This is a genomic window from Cecembia lonarensis LW9, assembly GCF_000298295.1.
In the GTDB taxonomy this organism is placed as follows: domain Bacteria; phylum Bacteroidota; class Bacteroidia; order Cytophagales; family Cyclobacteriaceae; genus Cecembia; species Cecembia lonarensis.
Genome location: NZ_AMGM01000242.1, coordinates 1 through 851 on the forward strand (window position 1 = coordinate 1; position 851 = coordinate 851).

An 851-nucleotide genomic window follows, 5' to 3' on the forward strand; every position below is an offset into this window, starting at 1 on the left:
AGTGGCCTGCTGCATGTCGTGGACCAGCTGCGTAGGCGCGTAACCGATCAAACCGTTGGCTAGGGTTTCCTGCGCCGCGGCAATGACACCGGGGGCCGTGCCAAAGTCCATTTCTGCCACCCAAGCACCCAGAGAATCACGGTATTCGGTCCATTTCAACGAGCCGTTATGGCGCAGTTGGTCAACGGTCAGCAAGTCGAATGGATGGGCGCTCATCTTGCCAGCTTAGACTCGTTCGCCGGCTAATGCTCGTGCTGATCCTGATTTTTCCTGCCCATTGGACCCCGTCTTAGATAGGTTAGAGAGGCAGGGGAGAATCAGGAAAAGACGGACCGAATCCAACGGTCTGGCACCCTGCCCTGACAGCCGGCTCCGACCGGAAAGGAGCGCCATGAACGGTCGCAACGAAAGTGTCGAAGAGCGCCTGGACCGGAACTGGAACGAACTCATGCAGGAGCTGCGGGTGATGCAAACCGGGGCACAGATCTTGGCAGCATTCCTCGTGGTCCTTCCTTTCCAAAGCGGTTTTACCAGGCTTCAGCACCCAGAACGGATCTTATACCTGGGCCTGCTAGTGTTCTCTGCCTTGTTGATCGTCCTGCTGGTGACTCCCGTTGCCGTGCACCGGCATCTCTTTGGGCAACGGGTCAAGGTCACCACCGTGCACATGGGCCATATCATCTCCAAGGTGGTGGTTCTCGGTGTGGGTGTGCTGGTGGCTGGGTGCGTCTGGTTCGTGGTGCAGGTCCTTTACGGTTGGGTCCTTGGCTCGATCATTGGCGGGGTGGTGATGGCGGCTGTGGTGTTCCTACTGGTCCTCCTGCCCAGGATCATCAAACCCACCTCTTCGG

The 851-nt window shown here is 58.4% G+C and carries 1 protein-coding gene and 1 pseudogene; one reads left to right on the forward strand and one right to left on the reverse strand.

Features of this window, described 5'->3' with window-relative positions; all coding sequences use genetic code 11:
• A pseudogene (locus tag B879_RS23985) lies at positions 1-216 on the reverse strand (hypothetical protein); the annotation flags it as partial.
• Between the two features lie 175 nt (positions 217-391).
• Here B879_RS23985 and B879_RS23990 point away from each other — a divergent pair.
• A partial coding sequence (locus B879_RS23990) for a DUF6328 family protein (RefSeq protein ID WP_040401578.1) occupies positions 392-851 on the forward strand: 460 nt, incomplete at its 3' end.